The organism is Floridaenema fluviatile BLCC-F154 (genome assembly GCF_041929135.1).
Classification (GTDB): Bacteria; Cyanobacteriota; Cyanobacteriia; order Cyanobacteriales; family Aerosakkonemataceae; genus Floridanema; species Floridanema fluviatile.
On record NZ_JBHFNS010000055.1, the window covers coordinates 40,867 to 55,473 of the forward strand.

At 40.1% G+C, this 14,607-nt stretch carries 17 protein-coding genes and 1 pseudogene; 8 read left to right on the plus strand and 10 right to left on the minus strand.

Annotated features, from left to right (window positions below):
• Positions 1-38: 38 nt before the first annotated feature.
• Both ACE1B6_RS13080 and ACE1B6_RS13085 read right to left on the minus strand, forming a co-directional pair.
• Positions 39-1,433: a protein kinase domain-containing protein gene (locus tag ACE1B6_RS13080; RefSeq protein ID WP_413257677.1), complete on the minus strand. Its 1,395-nt coding sequence runs from the start codon at positions 1,431-1,433 to the stop codon at positions 39-41.
• A gap of 74 nt (positions 1,434-1,507) precedes the next feature.
• Positions 1,508-1,921, minus strand: a complete 414-nt coding sequence (locus ACE1B6_RS13085; protein WP_413257678.1) for a globin family protein — start codon at positions 1,919-1,921, stop codon at positions 1,508-1,510.
• A 250-nt stretch (positions 1,922-2,171) separates the two neighbouring features.
• Between ACE1B6_RS13085 and ACE1B6_RS13090 the strand changes: the two genes are divergently transcribed.
• Positions 2,172-2,381, plus strand: coding sequence for a hypothetical protein (locus tag ACE1B6_RS13090; protein WP_413257679.1), 210 nt, complete (start codon positions 2,172-2,174; stop codon positions 2,379-2,381).
• A gap of 220 nt (positions 2,382-2,601) precedes the next feature.
• Here the strand turns inward: ACE1B6_RS13090 and ACE1B6_RS13095 are convergent, their stop codons facing one another.
• From ACE1B6_RS13095 to ACE1B6_RS13120, 6 genes are all read right to left on the minus strand, one after another.
• Positions 2,602-2,802, minus strand: a complete 201-nt coding sequence (locus tag ACE1B6_RS13095) for a hypothetical protein (RefSeq protein ID WP_413257680.1) — start codon at positions 2,800-2,802, stop codon at positions 2,602-2,604.
• A 131-nt stretch (positions 2,803-2,933) separates the two neighbouring features.
• Positions 2,934-3,284: a DUF5615 family PIN-like protein gene (locus tag ACE1B6_RS13100; protein WP_413257681.1), complete on the minus strand. Its 351-nt coding sequence runs from the start codon at positions 3,282-3,284 to the stop codon at positions 2,934-2,936.
• Positions 3,278-3,616, minus strand: a complete 339-nt coding sequence (locus ACE1B6_RS13105) for a DUF433 domain-containing protein (RefSeq protein ID WP_413257682.1) — start codon at positions 3,614-3,616, stop codon at positions 3,278-3,280. Before ACE1B6_RS13105 ends, ACE1B6_RS13100 begins: the two co-directional genes overlap by 7 nt.
• Before the next feature lie 119 nt (positions 3,617-3,735).
• Positions 3,736-4,077: a type II toxin-antitoxin system PemK/MazF family toxin gene (locus ACE1B6_RS13110; RefSeq protein WP_459563024.1), complete on the minus strand. Its 342-nt coding sequence runs from the start codon at positions 4,075-4,077 to the stop codon at positions 3,736-3,738.
• A gap of 5 nt (positions 4,078-4,082) precedes the next feature.
• Positions 4,083-4,304 carry a hypothetical protein gene (locus tag ACE1B6_RS13115; protein ID WP_413257684.1) on the minus strand — a complete coding sequence of 74 codons (222 nt, stop codon included), beginning with the start codon at positions 4,302-4,304 and terminating at the stop codon, positions 4,083-4,085.
• 58 nt (positions 4,305-4,362) lie between these two features.
• Positions 4,363-4,584, minus strand: coding sequence for a hypothetical protein (locus tag ACE1B6_RS13120; protein ID WP_413257685.1), 222 nt, complete (start codon positions 4,582-4,584; stop codon positions 4,363-4,365).
• Between the two features lie 187 nt (positions 4,585-4,771).
• Between ACE1B6_RS13120 and ispG the strand changes: the two genes are divergently transcribed.
• The 6 genes from ispG to ACE1B6_RS13150 all read left to right on the plus strand — a co-directional run bounded on the left by ispG (position 4,772) and on the right by ACE1B6_RS13150 (position 11,013).
• Positions 4,772-5,989, plus strand: a complete 1,218-nt coding sequence (gene ispG / locus ACE1B6_RS13125; protein ID WP_413257686.1) for a (E)-4-hydroxy-3-methylbut-2-enyl-diphosphate synthase — start codon at positions 4,772-4,774, stop codon at positions 5,987-5,989.
• A 128-nt stretch (positions 5,990-6,117) separates the two neighbouring features.
• The gene (gene ctpC, locus ACE1B6_RS13130; RefSeq protein WP_413257687.1) at positions 6,118-7,416 is read left to right on the plus strand and encodes a carboxyl-terminal processing protease CtpC; all 1,299 of its coding nucleotides are present in this window, start codon (positions 6,118-6,120) and stop codon (positions 7,414-7,416) included.
• A 453-nt stretch (positions 7,417-7,869) separates the two neighbouring features.
• The gene (locus ACE1B6_RS13135; protein ID WP_413257688.1) at positions 7,870-9,918 is read left to right on the plus strand and encodes an elongation factor G; all 2,049 of its coding nucleotides are present in this window, start codon (positions 7,870-7,872) and stop codon (positions 9,916-9,918) included.
• A 226-nt stretch (positions 9,919-10,144) separates the two neighbouring features.
• Complete coding sequence (locus tag ACE1B6_RS13140) at positions 10,145-10,267, plus strand: hypothetical protein (RefSeq protein WP_413257689.1); 123 nt, start codon at positions 10,145-10,147, stop codon at positions 10,265-10,267.
• A gap of 84 nt (positions 10,268-10,351) precedes the next feature.
• A complete protein-coding gene (locus ACE1B6_RS13145) occupies positions 10,352-10,669 on the plus strand; it encodes a DUF433 domain-containing protein (RefSeq protein ID WP_413257690.1) in 318 nt (105 codons plus the stop codon).
• On the plus strand, positions 10,666-11,013 hold the full coding sequence (locus tag ACE1B6_RS13150; protein WP_413257691.1) for a DUF5615 family PIN-like protein: 348 nt from the start codon (positions 10,666-10,668) through the stop codon (positions 11,011-11,013). The genes ACE1B6_RS13145 and ACE1B6_RS13150 overlap by 4 nt, the downstream gene beginning before the upstream one ends.
• Positions 11,014-11,048: 35 nt before the next feature.
• Here ACE1B6_RS13150 and ACE1B6_RS13155 read toward each other — a convergent pair whose 3' ends face one another.
• Positions 11,049-12,641 (minus strand): mucoidy inhibitor MuiA family protein, encoded by a 1,593-nt coding sequence (locus tag ACE1B6_RS13155; RefSeq protein ID WP_413257692.1) that lies wholly within the window; start codon positions 12,639-12,641, stop codon positions 11,049-11,051.
• Between the two features lie 90 nt (positions 12,642-12,731).
• Positions 12,732-13,700, minus strand: coding sequence for a M48 family metallopeptidase (locus tag ACE1B6_RS13160; protein ID WP_413257693.1), 969 nt, complete (start codon positions 13,698-13,700; stop codon positions 12,732-12,734).
• Positions 13,701-14,122: 422 nt separating this feature from the next.
• Here ACE1B6_RS13160 and tnpA point away from each other — a divergent pair.
• A pseudogene (gene tnpA, locus ACE1B6_RS13165) lies at positions 14,123-14,568 on the plus strand (IS200/IS605 family transposase).
• Positions 14,569-14,607 lie beyond the last annotated feature (39 nt).

Genomic DNA, 14,607 nt, shown 5'->3' on the forward strand with positions numbered 1-14,607 from the left:
AATGACAAATGACTACTGACAAATGACAAATGACAACGTTAAATAGACTTTTCCCTTTCTAATTTATCTAATAAATCCTCAGCAATATCACACCATCGCTGACGATATTTCGCATCCTCTGGTTTTTCAGTTAAAGCACGTCCTTTTAGTTGGGGATATTTAGCGTAAAATAGGCGATCGACCTGGGGATAAAAATTTCTCACACCTAAAGCCTTACTGCGCCGCATAATTTCCGTTTGACGGTCTATTTCAGCTTTAGTTAAAGTCGCAGAATTAGGCAAATTAGGTAACTTCGGAAAAGATAATTTTGTCGGCAATTTTAACAACTCAGCTTGAGCAAAATTCCAAGCGCCAACTCCCACCACAACAACTACACCTACTTTTAAACTATTGACTAAAAACTTGACTCCAAAAAGTTTTTTGCCAGGTAATTTAACAATAGTTTTGCCTACATTAGCAATAACTTGAGTAACATTAGTTTTCCACCCCCGACGACCGACAAAATTAAGAGTTGGTATTTGAGAAATATTCGGATTACTAGCAGGAACAGGTTGAGGATTAGGATTAGCAATAGGTTGAGGGTTAGGATTATTAACTGTTGGTAAAAGTTGGAAAACTTCTCTAGCTGACTGATAGCGATCGCTAGCCCGATAAGCCAAACACTTATCTAAAATTCTCCCCAATTCAGGACTCAAACTGATATGTTGTCGCCAACACCAAACCGCCTTAGAATTATCATAAAGTTCCTTGGGTTGTTGACCAGAAATTAACACCAAAACCGTCACCGCCAAAGCATACAAATCACTGCTAGGAAAAGCTTTTCCCTGACGAATTTGTTCCGGTGGTGCGTAACCTTCCTTACCCAACAAAGTTACCAAAGGTTGTCCAGTTGCCTTAGAAACCGCAGTTGTCGCCGCTTGTTTCACCCCACCAAAATCAATTAAAACTGGCATTTGATCCGCACTACGCAGCATCAAATTTTCCGGTGAAATATCGCGATGTACTACACCTTGAGAATGAATATATTCTAAAACTGGTAAAATTTGCCGCAGCAACTCAACTACTTCCGCCTCACTCAAACAACGCTGTTTTAAAAGTTGCGCGTAACTCTCACCTTCGATATAATCTTGAACTAGAAATAGCGATCGTTTGCCGTTTAAGTGCGATCGGAGAAACTCCCGAAAATTCGGAATTTGGGAATGTTGCAACTTATATAGAACACTTGCTTCCCGTTCAAATAACTCCTCGGCTTTTTGTAACTCCTTACCGCCTTTAATTTGGGGAGCAAATTCTTTCAAAACACAAAGTTCTTGATAACGGTTAATATCCCTCGCTAAGTAAGTACGTCCAAAGCCGCCTTGTCCCAACTCGCGGACAATTTCATAGCGATTTTCTAGCTTTGAGCCAACAGTCAGAGGTGAAGAGTTAGACATTCTTACGAGTCAAGAAACACAACAGGGAAGATTAAGAGATTTTAACTCATCAAGTGCTAAAAAACACCAGTCTTTCAAGCGATTTTCTCTGCACCTTTTAACATTAGTTGAGATATCGCCGCAAAAGCATCAATCCAAGCTTGCTTTACCTCTGCTGTCCAATTTTCTCCCAAATACAATTCAAAAGTTTTCAACAAAGTAGCACAGAAATCAGGATAATATTCTTTCAATGCTCCATATTGTACATGACGCTCACCCAGTTGTTTTAAAGCATCATTTACCGTTTCCGTATCTCGAATATTTTCTATAGTTAACATTAAAGCGCGGACTAAGTGCTTGCGTTGTTCCATCATATTTGTCCGTGCAAACAAAGGTTGAATCTGGGGATAATCGTGAAATAGATTTTCATAGAAAGTAATGGCGAACTCATCAGTTTGTTCTTTAATCTGCTGGAAAGTTTCTTGTAAAACTTCTACTTGCAAAGCCATTGTTGCTCCTACCTGTCAATTAGCTAAAAAATGGCTGGTATTGTTCAATCATAATTTCCCTTTTTGCCCAATACCAGCTATTACGCATAGTTATGTCTGAAGTTTAACCATTTCTGGAGTGTGATGCCAACATTTAGTTTATGTATTACAATTTGTAAAAGAAATTTTCATTTAATCACCGCCTTACCACTAAAGAGGTTACAAGTTTTGCATCGTGATTGGTGAAAAATAGGACTCAAGGAAGGAGAACATGGAAACTACAATAAATTGTGCTGAAGCCTGCGTTAATGGCTGTGTTTTGGGTGACAAATGTCCGAATAAGGAATACGCCGCCTCCGCATCAAAGTTTATCAACGAAGTTCCGTTAGATAAAATGCACGAAATTGCCGAAGCTGCTTTAAGAAAAAAAATGTCCCAGCCACCCCAATGGGTAATTCCCGATTTTCCCGAATCAAAATAGTTAGGATTTTTAGCGATCGCATTTTACCATTTTACATTTTGGTGAGGAGTTGGGGGGATGTGGGTGCGATCGCTAATTCAATTTTAGATTTTAGATTTTAGATTTTCCTGATTGCGTTGATTATTCATCAATATTAATTGAACCTGAACAATCACTATAAATATTACCTACTTTTATTTCTCGCCGCTTCTAATTTTCGACGAATAGCCGCTGCGGTGTCTCACAAATCGGTGCAGCGTCCTTCCCGTAAATGTTTTAATGCTTTCTCAGCAAGTGCATCAAGCTTACCTGCTGCTACATCCGCTTCAAACTTTTGATCCCAGACCTTTGCATCAAATTCCGCAAACCAGGTACGAAAAGCCGCAAGTTCCTCTGGGGAAAGTTGCTTAATAGCTTGTTCAATATCTTCTAGGTTATTCATGTGTCAGAACAACAAATCGTTTCATCGCATTTTATCATGTTACATTTTGGTGAGGAGTTTGGGGGGATGTAGTGCGATCGCTAATTCAATTTTAAATTTACCTTCAACTTTTCATTATCCTGCTGATTATATTAAAGCGGAAGATAATAAATCTGCCCTTCTAATTCGCCTTCTAAACTACAATCAATAACCATCAAAATATCTTCTATCACCCGTCCAACTTGTGCATCTGTACTCACCTCAATCACACCAGACATCGGTAAACCTTCCCTGATTCTTTCATAAGCAAAGCGTGTAATTGTAGCCACATCATGAGTTAGCAATATTCTATCTTCTTGGGCTGCCCAAGCCAAAATAGTTGGATCTTCCTCACCCGATAAACTAACATCTTGAACTCGGACAATATCAATACTTGGTCTACGGCGAAATAATCCTCTAACAATGGTATTATCAAAGTTCTCATCAGCAAGGAATTTCAACATACTTCCCGTTCAGCTTTGCGAGCTAATAATCTGTCGCGCAAACCCTGCGGATCAAACCTCGCTTTGTTCATATTACGAACTTCTTGAGCTTCCTGCTGCCGTAGCTGTAAATATGCTTCAACTTCATCCTGATGGTTGAGATAGAAGGCAATAGTAGCATATACATCAGCAAGTTTCAAAGATGGATAGCGATAAACAATTTCTTCTGTAGTCGCTCCTTGTTTGAAAACAGAAACTATAGTATCAAGCGTTACGCGAGTTTGGCCTACTCGAACTACACCATCAGCAGTAATATGCAGTGGTGCTCTTTCAGCTACAATTGCTAATGTCATAAGCAAGACCGAAATGTTTGCTTTTAAATATTAGCAAATAGTTAATCTAGGAGTGCGATCGCATTTTACCATTTTACATTTTGGTGAGGAGTTTGGGGGGATGTGGTGCGATCGCTAATTCAATAACCCAAAGTCAATAACATTACTTCTTCTAATCTAGTTATTGTTTCTGAATTTAATTCACCCAACTTACTCTGAAATCTTCTTTTATCAAGAACTCGCATTTGGTAACACAAAGCAACAGAATCTTGCAGCAAACCACCTTCACCAGTAGAAATTAGCAGACAGGTTGGCAAAGAAGCACGACGCAGATTTGTTGTTAAAGGAATAGCTAAAACAGTAGTTGTAAATTGAGAAACTATGTCATTTTGAAACACAATTACAGGTCTGATTCCGGCTTGTTCAGAACCTTCAGTAGGATTTAAGTTAGCAATCCATATCTCACCTCTTTTCACAGTAATTTCTGTCAATCTTCTCTCCTCAACATTTCGGCATACTCACCCATTCCCTCTTCAGCAAGTAATTGATCTTCTTCAGCAAATTCACTGTAAATTGCTGCTAATTTACTTTCATTTTCTCGCAAGGTAGCACATCGATCGCGGAATTTGAGGAAAGCAATAAAATCGACAACTTGTTTAAGTTGTTCTTCGTTCAGTGTTGCTAATTCTTGGTTAATTAATTCTTTCATTGTCCTTTCCGTAAATGTTTTAATGCTTTCTCTGCAAGTGCATCAAGCTTACCTGCTGCTACATCCGCTTCAAACTGTTTATCCCAGATTTCTGCATCAAATTCCGCAAACCAGGTACATCAAAATTGAGGCGAATAAAATGACCGCGTTCAGGAATTTTGACGACACACTGAGGATTACCTGGTAGATGCCTATCTACAGCGACGAAGGTAGTACCGAAGCCTCCTCCTCCTAAGTGGCGAATAATTTGGTAACGCCCACCCAGTATTTTTCCCAGCATTAGATTATCAAAGGGTAACGAGTTGTGACTCGATTAGTTCGTTAATCTAGATTTTGGCACAGAATGTTCAGCTTGCTAGTTAGTCATCTAACTAATTTTGTGCCTTTTGCTAGTTGGATTAGCCAAAATTGTCCCCTTCTGTGGCAACCTGAAGAACAGAGAGGATCAGCAAAGTAAAGAATAGGTTATGCAAACACTGCCCAATCCCGCTACTTCTACCAGTCAACCGGAATTTGATACCGTAATCAAACGGCGGAAAACTCGTCCCGTGAAAGTCGCTAACGTTACGATTGGCGGGGGCTACCCGGTGGTGGTACAGTCGATGATTAACGAAGACACGATGGATATTGATGGATCGGTTGCCGCAATTCGTCGCTTGCATGAGATTGGCTGCGAAATTGTGCGCGTTACCGTTCCTAGTGTCGGTCATGCTAAAGCAGTTGGCGAAATTAAGCAAAAACTCCGGGAAACTTACCAAGATGTGCCTTTAGTCGCTGACGTTCACCACAATGGCATGAAAATTGCTTTGGAAGTCGCCAAATATGTGGACAAGGTGCGGATTAATCCGGGATTATATGTGTTTGAGAAACCTAGACCGGATAGAGGCGAATTTACTCAAAGCGAATTTGACGAAATTGGGGAAAAAATCCGCGAAACTTTAGAACCTTTGGTGGTTTCCTTGCGCGATCAAGGTAAGGCGATGCGAATCGGGGTTAATCATGGTTCGCTTGCTGAAAGAATGCTGTTTACTTACGGTGATACACCGGAGGGGATGGTAGAATCTGCGATCGAATTCCTTCGCATTTGTGAATCCCTCGATTTCCGTAACTTAGTAATTTCCCTGAAAGCTTCCCGCGTACCCGTGATGATTGCTGCTTATCGCCTGATGGCAAAGCGGATGGATGAACTGGGAATGGACTACCCCCTACATTTAGGTGTTACCGAAGCCGGGGATGGGGAATACGGCAGAATCAAGTCCACCGCAGGAATTGCTACATTATTAGCAGATGGCATTGGTGACACGATTCGAGTTTCCCTCACCGAAGCACCAGAAAAAGAGATTCCAGTCTGCTATAGTATTCTTCAGGCTTTGGGACTCAGGAAAACGATGGTCGAATATGTCGCCTGTCCTTCCTGTGGTCGTACTTTATTCAACCTGGAAGAAGTGTTGCATAAAGTGCGAGAAGCCACCAAACACCTGACTGGTTTGGACATAGCAGTAATGGGTTGTATTGTCAATGGCCCAGGAGAAATGGCAGATGCCGATTACGGTTATGTGGGAAAACAGCCCGGTTTTATTTCTCTGTATCGTGGCAGAGAAGAAATTAAGAAAGTCCCAGAGTCTCAAGGTGTGGAGGAGTTAATCAACTTAATCAAATCAGACGGTCGTTGGGTAGATCCTTAATTACCGTATGACTTGTCAATATGCCATTAGCAAAATAGTCATAAGCACTGAACTTTGACTTCAGAAGCTTGTGCTAAATTGGGCTTATTTGCAGAACAGTTTTTTCCCTCCGGCTCAGTAAAAACAGTATGACAATAACTAGAAAAGGTCTCGTTGTAAGTGCGACAGCTGCGGTATTGACGACTGTTGCTGTCACCGGCGCTGGTATTCATCTTTCCAGTCAGGCGTTTTTCAGAGAAAGTCCGAAAGAACTTGTTGATGAAGTCTGGCAGATTGTCGATCGCAATTATGTGGATGGCACCTTTAACCAAGTAGATTGGCAAGCTATCCGCAACGAGTACCTGAGCCGGACTTACGCAACAAAAGAAGATGCTTACAAAGCAATCCGGGAAATGCTCAAAAGGCTGGAAGATCCCTACACCCGGTTTATGGACCCCCAAGAGTTTAAGAGTATGCAAATCGATACCTCTGGGGAATTAACGGGTGTGGGTATCCAGTTAACTCAGGATGAAGATACGAAGAAAATCATTGTCATTTCCCCCATTGAAGGTACACCAGCAGCAAAAGCGGGAGTGATTGCCAAAGATGAAATTATTAAAATCGATGGTAAGAGCACTAACGGAATGAACGTCAATGACGTAGTAAATCTGATTCGTGGTCCAGTAGATTCGGAAGTTGTCCTGACTATTAAACGGAACAACCAAGAAAAAATCTTTAAACTGAAGCGGGAAAGAATCGAAATTCATCCAGTACGTTTCGACGCTCGCAAAGATATCCCCAGTGGATTGGGTTATATTCGTTTGAATCAGTTTAGTGCTAATGCTGCACCAGAAATGCGTCAAGCAATTCAAGCTTTAGAAAAACAAGGCGTTGCTGGTTATATTTTGGATCTCCGTTCTAACCCAGGTGGGTTACTTTATGCGAGTATTGATATTGCCCGGATGTGGTTGAAAGAGGGATCGATCGTCTCTACTGTCGATCGTCAAGGCGAAAGCGAACGCCAAAAAGCTAACCATCGCCAATTAACAGATAAACCATTGGTGATTTTGATCGATGGCGGATCTGCTAGTGCTAGCGAAATCCTCTCCGGTGCATTGCAAGATAATAATCGCGCCGTTTTGGTAGGCACAAAAAGCTTTGGTAAGGGTTTGGTACAATCAGTCAGACCCTTGGGCGATGGATCGGGATTAGCAGTAACTATTGCTAAGTACTTCACTCCTAGCGGTAGAGATATTAATCACGCCGGAATTGCTCCTAACGTAGTCGTGGAACTTTCCGACGCACAAAAGCAAAGATTGGTGAAAAACCGCGACGAAATTGGCACATTGCAAGATCCACAATATGCGAAAGCTGTGGAAATTTTGCAACAACAAATCGCCAAACGTAACGGAAATGGTGGTTCAAGTTCTACTTCCTCTCGGCAGTAATTTAGCAGAGGAGCAGAGGAGCAGAGGAGCAGGAGGGAATACTCTTTAACCTTCTGCCTTCTGCTCCTTATTTTTGAGAAATAAAATTAAACTGAGGTTGAAAACAACAGAAAAACTGTTCTCTGTTTCCTTCCCTTACTAAAATGTCTGACTCAATTACCAATAGCTGTAAACCGAGAGAAAAATTTTCAAATATTCATAATTGTTAAAGAGAATTCTAAAGCAAAACCTGATTTTTGTGACAGAGTGTTAAATAGGGGTTAACCTCAGATGAAAGAGGAGGTAACTTCACAAATAGGTGATTTATTTAAGGACAACGCAGCAAAAAAATTTTAGATTTTCTTTGGATTTTAGTTAAAACTAAAACCTAAAACTCGACACAACAATTGCAAACATTACTAGACGCGACTGCTAGCGGGAGCGAGTAAAAAGGCGGTCGTAAAGGAGGATTTTATGAGCGAAAAAGTGGTTTCTAACTGCCGGAATGTGGCGATCGTTGGCCCTTATTTAAGTGGTAAAACTAGCTTGCTAGAAAGTTTATTATTTGTGACAGGTGCGATTTCGCGCAAAGGCAGTATCAAAGATAAAAACACAGTGGGAGATAGTGCTGCTGAGGCACGCGATCGACAAATGAGCGTGGAAGTATCAGTAGCAAACACCCAATACGAAGACATCAATTTTACCTTTTTAGATTGTCCGGGTTCGGTAGAATTTGCCCAAGAAACTTATAATGCGTTGATTGGTGTAGACGCAGCGGTGGTAGTTTGTGAACCAGTGTGCGATCGCGTCCTCACCCTCGCCCCCCTATTCAAATTCCTCGATGATTGGGAAATTCCCCACTTAGTTTTCATCAACAAAATGGATCGGGCGAACAACAACTTCATGGACGTACTGCACGCCCTAAAAGCCGTTTCTAGCCGTCCTTTAGTACCGCATCAATATCCGATCGGTCAAGGAGAAGACCTGATCGGTTTCATAGACCTAGTAACAGAACAAGCTTATCACTATCATTCCGGTGCCGCAGCTGACCCCGTACCCTTCCCCGCAGAACTCAAAGAACAAGAGCACGCCGCCAGGGAAGAAATGTTAGAAGAGTTAGCTAACTTCGACGATCACCTACTCGAAGAACTCTTAGAAGAAATTGAACCGCCTCAAGAAGAAATAGTCGCGGACCTGAAAATGGAACTAGGCGCAGACTTAATTTTGCCAGTATTCTTAGGAGTTGCCGAACAAGACTTTGGCGTGCGACCCTTACTAGAAGCTTTATTGCGCGAAGCCCCCGAACCAGACACAATTAAAGAACGGCGCGGAATTTCCCTCAAAGGTGAAGCACCCCTAGCCCAAGTATTGAAAACTTACTTCACTCCCCAAGGTGGCAAACTTTCCTTAGTTAGAGTTTGGCAAGGCGTTCTCACTGATGGCGCAACTCTCAACGGCGTGCGTGCTGGTGGTTTATATCGTCTGACAGGTCAACAACAAACGGGAGTCCAAGAAGCAAAAGCTGGGGAAATTGTGGCTATTGGTAGGTTAGAGGGCATAAAAACGGGCGATACCCTCTCAACTAACAGCGGACAACCGGAGTCAGAATTACCCAAAGCGGAACAATTGACTCCGGTTTATGCTTTGGCTGTAGGTGCGGAAAAACGCAACGATGAAGTGAAAATTAGCACTGCTTTTGCCAAGTTAATTGAAGAAGATCCCTCTTTAGCTTGGGAACAACATGGCGACACCCGCGAAGTCATCCTTTGGGGACAGGGAGATATTCACCTGCAAATAGCTTTAGATCGTTTGCGTCGCAAGTATAATTTGCCAATGGTGACACATTTACCGCAAGTTCCTTACAAAGAAACCATTCGCAAACCTGCCTCTTCCGTACATGGACGCTACAAACACCAAAGCGGCGGACATGGACAATTTGGCGATGTTTACTTGGATATTAAACCTTTAAGTCGTGGCGAAGGTTTCAACTTTGATGAAAAAATTGTCGGTGGAGTAGTTCCCCGGCAATATATTCCAGGTGTAGAAACAGGTGTGCGCGAATATTTGGCACAGGGGCCATTAGGTTTCCCAGTTGTTGATGTAGCCGTAACGCTAATTAATGGTTCTTATCATACGGTAGATAGTTCGGAACAAGCCTTTAAGCAAGCTGCACGTTTAGCAATGCAAGAAGGACTACCTCAATGTCAACCAATTTTGTTAGAACCTATTGCGGCGATCGAAATTTCTACTCCTCAAGATTTTACTTCCAAAGCGATGCAATTGCTCACCGGAAGACGGGGACAAGTGTTAGGTTATGAAGCGAAAGATGGTTGGAAGAGTTGGGATAAAATTTCCGCTTATTTGCCACAAGCAGAAATGCGTGACTTTATTATTGAGTTACGCAGTTTGACAATGGGCGTAGGTTTCTTTGATTGGAAATACGACCATTTGCAAGAAGTACCAGACAAAGTTGCCGAAAAAGTTGTGGCAAGTAACGCTAATGGTAACAGCAATAGCAAATAATCAGCCGAATTGTTAGTTACAAATTATAACTTTTTAGGATGTGTTATCTAGAATACCGATTCAGTAATAATCAAGAGCCTCATTTTGCTTTGGTCGAGAGCGTTAGAATGACTGCTTATCGTAAAGTTCTGGATTACTGAATCGGTATTCTAGTACACTATAAAATTTGAATACTTAGTGTAAAGTATTACATATTCTATTTCACAAAAAAGAAGGATTCAAAAAAATGGATGGCTCTAAAGAAATTGTTGACCAATCACAAATAAAAGCTAAAGCTATTGCCATTTTAATTTGTATATTAGCGTCTATAGTATTTTTATTTTCTGGTGATTTTTTAAACTATTTTTAAGTCTAGGCTTTTTAGGATATTTGTATTTTTTTAATGACTACTAATATTCTAGGATAAAACATAGATAAATATAGGCAAGTTTAGATGACCCAAACAACCACAGAATATAAATATGTAGAACTAAACGATCGCAATGTCCCGATCGTCGCTGGAACTACAATGAAAGTTATCGAATTAGTAACAGGACAAATTGCTTACGGGTGGAGTCCCGAAGAACTCCATTTTCAACATCCCTATTTAACCATGAGCCAAATTTATTCAGCACTAGCTTATTACTGGGATCATAAAGAAAAACTCGATGCAGATATACAACAGCGAGAAGAATATGCAGCAAATTTACGCAAGCAAGCAGGAGAATCTCCTTTAGCGAAAAAACTCCGCGCACAGGGGATAATTAAGTGAGCATAGCCCTTTACATGGATGAACACATTCGTCGAGCAATTACAATAGGATTGCGTTTGCGAGGTGTAGATGTCCTGACAGTTCAAGAAGATGGACGTGCTGGTACACCAGACCCAATTTTGCTGGACAGAGCAACAGAACTTCAGCGTGTCATGTTTTCACAAGATCAAGATTTTTTAATTGAAGCAAATCGTCGTCAAGTTGAAGGAATTAACTTTTCAGGTGTTATTTATTCCCCTTTGTTATCTATCTCTATTGGTGATTGTATCCGTGACTTAGAAATAATTGCTAAAGCTAGCAATCCTGAAGATTTAGCCGATCGAGTAGAGTATTTACCTTTGTAGTACTCTCTTCTTAGAAAAACTATCAATTACCATGACTAAATATCTAAACTTTCTACTGTAATTTCAGTAGAATGCTCAATACTAAACTGATAATAAACCTCCCGCTTAAATTGCCGTTTTCCCTTTGCTCTTAAATTGAGTAACCATTCTAATTGTCCTATTTCTCCTAGATGAATTTCTGGATTTGTATTAATCAACTTAACTTTTACTTTTTCATCGCGACTAACAGGTAATTGGACAATCAACCTGAGCTTAATCTTTTCTGCTTTTAAATTAAGCACTGTCAATTTATACCCGAATGTAGTCCGGCGATAGTTACCAATAATTTCAATCTCCCGTTCTACCAAATCCTGCTCAATTTTTAAACTTTGATCGATACCAAAGCTTAGTTTAAACTCTTGTCCAGGCGCAATATTTTCTAATTCAGTAGTTCCAATTAAAGCCCTATCAAAAAAGATATTGGCTTTTCCTGGTAACAAAGTTAATCCATTAGTGTTGTTAGTAACTGTGGCTTCTAAGTAAGCGAAACTAACTTGTTTGGGTATGGCAACATATTCAGTGCGACAAGGCAAATCTTTATGAAAAACAGCAACTTTGTGAGGTGTACCATCAGAGAGAACAGTATAATTTTTCTCAAGTTTAAATGTGACTACACCTGCAAATTTAGTGGTTTGCTCAACTAGCTTTTGTACGCGCAACAATTCTTGTTTTTTGTCAGTATCATTCTCTTCTGCTAATAAAGCTTCTAACTCGGCAAAATCATCATAAATTTGGTTACTTGTCTGCGAAAAAGTGGGAATCTTGCTACCAGTAATATACCAAGGTTCTATTTTTGGTGCTTGAGTAGCTAAAGTTGGTTTAGCTGTGGAAAGTGTGAGGTTAATATCTGTCCAATCTTCTCCGGTTCTTTGCCGAATTTCTGCTAAACAAGAAAGATCGATTTGTTTACCTGTGCTAGTATTTCTTAAGTCATAAAATGGTGTCCAACTAACCTGACTGACGAGGTAAGTAATTTCTAATTCACAGTCTGTTGGTAAAGCTGTTTCTAAGATAATTAAAATTTTAACGCTGCTTTGAATCTGTTTATAAATTGGTTGCTGTAATTGTTTGAATTGATAACGAAAAGCTTCTAAACGTTTGTCTATTTCTGTGAGTTGTTTTTCAGTTTCAGTAATGCTTTGGGCGTAATTTTGGTAAGATTCTCCAAGAAAGCTAAGTAATTCTTGAACTTTGGAAATTTTCAAGGAGTAGGAAGATAAATTATTGGCAAATTTATCTACAGATTTTTCACTAAGATTTTGAATAAAAACTTGTTGTAATTGCAGCGAATTTATTTGGTTTTCTAAATGGCGTTTTTGTTCTTCTAGTTGCCGAATTTTTCCTAAAATTTGATTGGTTTTATGTTGTAAAGGTTCATTAGCAAAGATGCGTTCTGTACGCAGTGCTAAGAGTTGTACTTTTGAGTTATCTAAACATCTTGCAGTGACAGAATCACTATGAACAGTTAGGGGTAAATTAGCGATCGCCACCTCTTGCTGTCCCCCCTTTAAATTAATTTTACCCCGTCTAGTAACCAACGCTTGGTTATGATAAACAGTTACTTCACAAATTTTACAGTTATTAGTCATAAGTCATAAGTCATTTGTCATTGATTTTAGGTAATTGGTAGTTGGTGTTTTCCAACTACCAACTACCAACTACCCATTATTGGTTACTAATTACTGAGGTTTCTTTTTAATGCGATCGATCTCTTTCTGCAACTCCTCTATTTGACGGCGTAAAATCTCCTCTTGACTTGGCGGTGTTTCTGCTTTCACATCAACTGCACCTTCAGAGGCAGATTTTTGATAATTACCGTTACGAATTTGGCGATACTCCTCAGAACCAGACCATTGTTGTAAGTGGCTAATGCGTTCGACTAGAAAAGGATGGCTGAGGAAAACACCTTGAGCTAGGTTATTATAAAGCAAGAATTTATAGACTTGATTCAACCCATCTTCATCTAAATTCTGGTATCTTTGCGATTGTTGAATAAATTCCGGTAAACTGCATTCATTGCCATATTTGAGACTACCACCAGCTAACTTCATCATTGACATTAAAACTGGATTAAGTTCGTCACTTAATAACAAAGCTGCGCGATCGGCTGATAATTCCGATCGTCTTTTCCACTCATAAAAAGCAAAAATCAAACCTCCACTAATCAAATTACCCAAACCAAAAGTCATTTCCCCAATAAATGAAGCCGTACTAATCGCCCAAAGTGCCATTTGGGTTAAGATAGTGTGACCACATTTAATATGTCCTAACTCATGGGCAATTACTGACTTAATTTCAGCTTCACTCATTAAATCTAAGAGTGCCGAATTTAACACAATTGAAGGATGTTCTTGCCCTAAAGCATAAGCATTAGCTAAAGGATATTGACTAATAAATATAGCTGGTTCCGGGTAAATATCTAAATCCTTGACACATTCACGAAACATTTGATAAATGGTAGAATATTGTCTTGGCCCAACTTGAATGCTGTTACCCAGATGATAAACAAATTGGGGACGTTCGTAGAGGAATTCCACAAATTTGCTGGCGACAAGATCGAAGCCAGGTAAATTGCGGAGAGTTTCTTCCGCTTCGCGATCGAGCGGATGACGAAATGCTTCACTGGAGATTCCTTTATAAGTTGGCATACTAACTGTTTTGATTGCAATAGGTAATAGCTATTTCTATTATGGTGTGGCTGTGGATGAATCCCTGTGTGCGAATCCATCCCTGATCTGCGAATCCATCCCGCCTGCGAATCAATTCGCAGGCTAATAGCGAAAGTCCGTTGAAACGGACTGAAGAATTGAGAAAAATTTAGTCCGTTTTAACGGAGTTAGGCTATTAGCCGGGAAATTGATTTCCCGGCGAGTCGGATGGGTAAGCAGTGATGCTTGTATGCGAATCCATCCCCGGTATGCAAATCCATCTCGCCTGCGAATTGATTCGCAGGCGAGTCGGATGGATCAGCAGTTATCCTTGTCTACGAACAAATATTTAACAATAGCTTGCCCAACATTACCAAAAGGCTATAAAATCATGCCATTGTAAATAGAAAAAAGAGATTTTTATGGCTCTTTGGCGGCTTTATTATCACCTTGTTTGGGCAACAAAAGAACGTCACCGCTAATCACTTCAAAAAGAGAGCCTGACCTTTATAATTATATCATTGGTAAAGCTGATTCACTTCGTTGTATTGTTCATGCTATCGGTGGCACAGAAGACCATATTCATTTAGTAGTTTCTATTCCTCCTAATTTGGCGATCGCAGATTTTGTTCAACAAATCAAAGGTAGCAGTTCCCATCAAATGAATCAGCTTTTAATCAGTTCGGAAGCGAAATTTGCTTGGCAACGTGGCTATGGGATATTTTCTTTGGGACGCAAGCAATTAAATGAAGCGATCGCCTACGTAAAAAATCAAAAACAGCATTATTTACAAGGAACAATTATTGCTGCTTTAGAACGAGAAACTGAGGAAAATGATGGCTCGAAATTAGGCGATCGAAATATTTGATAAATCAACTTACTCACAACTATTATTTTAGGCTAATCT

What these genes read in the sequence shown, in the direction of transcription:
- ACE1B6_RS13080 (WP_413257677.1), bottom strand. Translation starts at nt 1,433, where the DNA reads ATGTCTAACTCTTCACCTCTGACTGTTGGCTCAAAGCTAGAAAATCGC.
- ACE1B6_RS13085 (WP_413257678.1), bottom strand. Translation starts at nt 1,921, where the DNA reads ATGGCTTTGCAAGTAGAAGTTTTACAAGAAACTTTCCAGCAGATTAAA.
- ACE1B6_RS13090 (WP_413257679.1), top strand. Translation starts at nt 2,172, where the DNA reads ATGGAAACTACAATAAATTGTGCTGAAGCCTGCGTTAATGGCTGTGTT.
- ACE1B6_RS13095 (WP_413257680.1), bottom strand. Translation starts at nt 2,802, where the DNA reads ATGAATAACCTAGAAGATATTGAACAAGCTATTAAGCAACTTTCCCCA.
- ACE1B6_RS13100 (WP_413257681.1), bottom strand. Translation starts at nt 3,284, where the DNA reads ATGTTGAAATTCCTTGCTGATGAGAACTTTGATAATACCATTGTTAGA.
- ACE1B6_RS13105 (WP_413257682.1), bottom strand. Translation starts at nt 3,616, where the DNA reads ATGACATTAGCAATTGTAGCTGAAAGAGCACCACTGCATATTACTGCT.
- ACE1B6_RS13115 (WP_413257684.1), bottom strand. Translation starts at nt 4,304, where the DNA reads ATGAAAGAATTAATTAACCAAGAATTAGCAACACTGAACGAAGAACAA.
- ACE1B6_RS13120 (WP_413257685.1), bottom strand. Translation starts at nt 4,584, where the DNA reads ATGCTGGGAAAAATACTGGGTGGGCGTTACCAAATTATTCGCCACTTA.
- ispG (WP_413257686.1), top strand. Translation starts at nt 4,772, where the DNA reads ATGCAAACACTGCCCAATCCCGCTACTTCTACCAGTCAACCGGAATTT.
- ctpC (WP_413257687.1), top strand. Translation starts at nt 6,118, where the DNA reads ATGACAATAACTAGAAAAGGTCTCGTTGTAAGTGCGACAGCTGCGGTA.
- ACE1B6_RS13135 (WP_413257688.1), top strand. Translation starts at nt 7,870, where the DNA reads ATGAGCGAAAAAGTGGTTTCTAACTGCCGGAATGTGGCGATCGTTGGC.
- ACE1B6_RS13140 (WP_413257689.1), top strand. Translation starts at nt 10,145, where the DNA reads ATGGATGGCTCTAAAGAAATTGTTGACCAATCACAAATAAAAGCTAAA.
- ACE1B6_RS13145 (WP_413257690.1), top strand. Translation starts at nt 10,352, where the DNA reads ATGACCCAAACAACCACAGAATATAAATATGTAGAACTAAACGATCGC.
- ACE1B6_RS13155 (WP_413257692.1), bottom strand. Translation starts at nt 12,641, where the DNA reads ATGACTAATAACTGTAAAATTTGTGAAGTAACTGTTTATCATAACCAA.
- ACE1B6_RS13160 (WP_413257693.1), bottom strand. Translation starts at nt 13,700, where the DNA reads ATGCCAACTTATAAAGGAATCTCCAGTGAAGCATTTCGTCATCCGCTC.